The sequence below is a fragment of the uncultured Thiodictyon sp. genome, from assembly GCF_903828115.1.
Taxonomy (GTDB): domain Bacteria; phylum Pseudomonadota; class Gammaproteobacteria; order Chromatiales; family Chromatiaceae; genus Thiodictyon.
On the sequence record NZ_CAIKKU010000453.1, the window covers coordinates 1 to 3,611 of the forward strand.

The 3,611-nt window shown below is 64.5% G+C and carries 4 protein-coding genes; all 4 read left to right on the plus strand.

What is annotated here, in order from left to right:
* Positions 1–197 precede the first annotated feature (197 nt).
* The gene (rpsU, locus tag QZY48_RS16600) at positions 198–413 is read left to right on the plus strand and encodes a 30S ribosomal protein S21 (protein ID WP_100920841.1); all 216 of its coding nucleotides are present in this window, start codon (positions 198–200) and stop codon (positions 411–413) included.
* Positions 414–588: 175 nt separating this feature from the next.
* Complete coding sequence (locus QZY48_RS16605) at positions 589–1,032, plus strand: GatB/YqeY domain-containing protein (protein WP_295432933.1); 444 nt, start codon at positions 589–591, stop codon at positions 1,030–1,032.
* A 52-nt stretch (positions 1,033–1,084) separates the two neighbouring features.
* On the plus strand, positions 1,085–2,827 hold the full coding sequence (gene dnaG, locus QZY48_RS16610; RefSeq protein ID WP_295432936.1) for a DNA primase: 1,743 nt from the start codon (positions 1,085–1,087) through the stop codon (positions 2,825–2,827).
* 236 nt (positions 2,828–3,063) lie between these two features.
* The coding region (locus tag QZY48_RS16615; protein WP_295432939.1) for an RNA polymerase sigma factor region1.1 domain-containing protein at positions 3,064–3,611 on the plus strand (548 nt) is incomplete at its 3' end.

Here is a 3,611-nt window from a genome sequence, read left to right on the forward strand (position 1 = left end):
CGTGATCGGATTGTTCGATTACGACAACGACAACGACAACGACGCCTGGTCCGAGAGGCGGTCCGGTCGCGGTAGGGTACACATCAGTTCTGATCGTGCCCGGCAGGTTCTCTCCCTTTGCAATCACCCGTCACCTTCGGCTAAAATCCTAAGGCTAAATTTCAGCCCAACACATCCTCTGGAGACACAAGGACCCCATGCCCAGCGTCCGCGTCAAAGAAAACGAGCCATTCGAAGTCGCCATGCGGCGGTTCAAGCGCTCCTGCGAAAAGGCAGGTGTGCTCGCCGAAGTCCGTCGTCGTGAGTTCTACGAGAAGCCTACCTCCGAGCGTAAGCGCAAGAAGGCGGCCGCCGTGAAGCGTCACCACAAGAAGTTGCAGCGCGAGTCGCGCCGCTGGGAACGTCCTTACTGAGCGCGCCCGATCGGCCCCGCCGGTCCCCCGCGCGCAGCGCCCCCTGGGCTACCCCAGGGGAGTCGTTCCACCAACGTCACCCCTCCCGCCGGCTTGTCTGCCGGTCATGCGCCCGTGGTGCGCCGCCGGGGCCGGTGACCTGGAATTTTCTCTCCAACCGCAGAGCTTAGATACCATGCTCAAGGCGCAAATCCAAGCCGACATGAAGACCGCCATGAAGGCGGGCGAGAAGACCCGCCTCGGGGTCATCCGGCTCATCCTGGCCGCGGTGAAGCAGCGCGAGGTGGACGAGCGGATCGAACTGGACGACACCCAGGTGTTGGCCGTGCTCGATAAGATGATGAAGCAGCGGCGCGATTCCATCGAGCAGTTCGGTGCGGCCGGTCGCCAGGACCTGGTTGACGTCGAGCGCTTCGAGGTCGAGGTCATCCAGGGCTACCTGCCGCGGGCACTCGACGAGGTCGAGTTGGCCGCGCTGGTCGAGGCGGCGGTCACGCAGAGCGGCGCCGCGGCGATGAGCGACATGGGCAAGGTCATGGCGCTCTTGAAGCCCCAGGTCCAGGGCCGTGCGGACATGGGGGCCGTCAGCGCCCAGGTGAAGCGCCGTCTCGGGGTCTGACGGGGTTCGCCCCATGCCCACAGTTTTCCCGCGACTGCCCTGACGCGAACGCATGGCCGGCAGAATCCCCCCGCAGTTTATCGACGACCTCCTCGCCCGCACCGACATCGTCGAGCTGATCGCCGGCCGCATCCAACTGCGCAAGGGCGGGAAGGACTATCAGGCGCGCTGCCCCTTCCACGACGAGAAGTCCCCGTCCTTCACGGTCAGCCGTGAAAAACAGTTCTACCACTGCTTCGGCTGCGGCGCCCATGGGACCGCTATCGGCTTCCTCATGGAGTACGACCGTCTGGGTTTCCGCGAGGCGATCGAGGACCTGGCCCGGCGCGCCGGGCTTGAGGTCCCGACCGAGGGGGCCGCCATGCCGACCGGCCCGGACCAGGCACCGCTCTATGCCCTGCTGGAGCAGGCCGCCCAGATCTACCGCCGCCAACTGCGCGAGCATCCGGAGGCGCCCCAGGCGATTGACTACCTGAAGGGCCGGGGCCTGAGCGGGGAGATTGCCGCCCGCTACGGTGTCGGCTTCGCCCCTTCCGGCTGGGATTTCCTGCTGGCGAGGCTCGGGGCCGACCCGGCGGCGCGCGAGCGCCTGTCCCAGGCCGGTCTCATTACCGAGCAGGACGGCAAGCGCTACGACCGCTTCCGCAGCCGCATCATGTTCCCGATCCGCGACCGCCGGGGGCGCGTGATCGGCTTCGGCGGCCGGGTGCTCGGGGACGGCAAGCCGAAGTATCTGAATTCACCTGAGACGCCGGTCTTCCACAAGAGCCGCGAACTCTACGGCCTCTATGAGGCACAGCAGGCGCGGCGCAAGTTGGACCGATTGCTGGTGGTGGAAGGGTATCTGGACGTCATCGCGCTGGCCCAATTCGGCATCGACTACGCGGTTGCGACCCTGGGGACCGCCACCACCTTGGAACATCTACAGGTATTGTTGCGCTCGGCGCCGGAACTGGTGTTCTGCTTCGATGGGGACAATGCCGGGCGCGGGGCCGCCTGGAAGGCCCTGGAGGCAGCCCTGCCGTTGGCCACCGGCAATCAGTCGTTGCGCTTCCTCTTCCTGCCCGAGGGGGAGGACCCGGACACCCTGGTTCGCGCCGAGGGCCAGGCGGCCTTCGAGCGGCGGCTTCAGAAGGCTGAACACCTCTCGATTTTTCTGTTCAATCAACTGAAGGAAGCCGTCGGCGATACGATTACGGGCGATGGCCCGATGCGTCTGACTGCCCTGGCGAAGCCGTTGATAGACAAAGTACCTGTCGGCATATACCGAGATACCCTCAACGCCCGGCTGGCGAGACTGACGAATATCGCCCCGCCGCCACAGGGGCGCACGGGGAGACCGCGGCGCGCGGTGCAGACGCGGCAGCCCATCCGGCTGAGTCTCGTCGCCCAGGCGATTGCGCTGTTGCTTGATCGTCCCCAATTAGCAGCCGAGGTCAGCTTGCTGCCGAATGACTGGCGGCGCCTGGATAACCCCGGAGTCCAGGTCCTGGTCCAGTTGTTGGACACCATCGCCGCTTCTCCGACCATCAACAAGGGGACCTTGATCGAGCGTTGGCGCGAACACCCTCACTTTGACTACCTCCAGCGGCTCAGCGTGGCGCCCTTCTTGGACGCTATTCCAGTTGATGGACATGCAGCCGAGTTCATTGGTGCCCTACAGGGACTGAGCAAGGAGGTGCGGGACGCCGAGCGCGTGCGACCCCTCAATCGGCGCAGCACTGCGGATTGGACCGAGGAAATGCGTGAGCAGATGGGCCGGGAGGCCGAGTCGGCACGAATCCGGCGGCATTGATGGTGTTGAGGCATTTGCGCTGTGCCCAGATGTTGTGGTCACTGGGGCCTTACAGGCACTAGATGATGCGGTTTTTCCGTCACAGCGCAAATGCCTCGTGTTCGTGCGCTCTAGAAAATCTTGAGCCCTTGTGCTACAATGATCAGTTCACCGCGCGGCCTAAAATACGTCTAGCTGAGCATGTCCGGCCGGCCATGTTCGCCTGATAAGTTCACCCGAGAATGGCAAGGTTACCCATGGATCAAGAACAGCAACAGTCCCAGCTGAAGCAGCTCATCGCCAAGGGCAAAGAGCAGGGTTTCCTGACCTATTCCGAGGTCAACGACCACCTGCCGCCCGGCATCGTCGAGCCCGAACAGATCGAAGACATCGTTCGGATGATCAATGACATGGGGATCGCGGTCCACGAGACCGCCCCCGACATGATCGACCAGACGCTAAGCGACAACGCGGTGTCGGACGACGATGCGGCCGAGGCCGCCGCCGCCGCTATCGCGAGTGTCGACAGCGAGTTCGGCCGCACCACCGACCCGGTACGCATGTACATGCGCGAGATGGGCACGGTGGAACTGCTCACGCGCGAGGGCGAGCTCAAGATCGCCAAGCGCATCGAAGAGGGTCTGAATCAGGTCCTGTCCTCACTCTCCGTCTACCCCAAGTCGGTGCAGAAGCTGATCGAGATCTTCGAGCGGGTCGAGCGCGAGGAGACCCGACTGGCCGACGTCATCTCCGGGTTCCACGATCCCGACGCGGACCTGGCGCCGCCGCCCGCCGCGGCGGCCGC

Excerpts from the sequence above, each read along its gene's own strand:
- rpsU (WP_100920841.1), top strand. The coding sequence starts at position 198 with ATGCCCAGCGTCCGCGTCAAAGAAAACGAGCCATTCGAAGTCGCCATG.
- dnaG (WP_295432936.1), top strand. The coding sequence starts at position 1,085 with ATGGCCGGCAGAATCCCCCCGCAGTTTATCGACGACCTCCTCGCCCGC.
- QZY48_RS16605 (WP_295432933.1), top strand. The coding sequence starts at position 589 with ATGCTCAAGGCGCAAATCCAAGCCGACATGAAGACCGCCATGAAGGCG.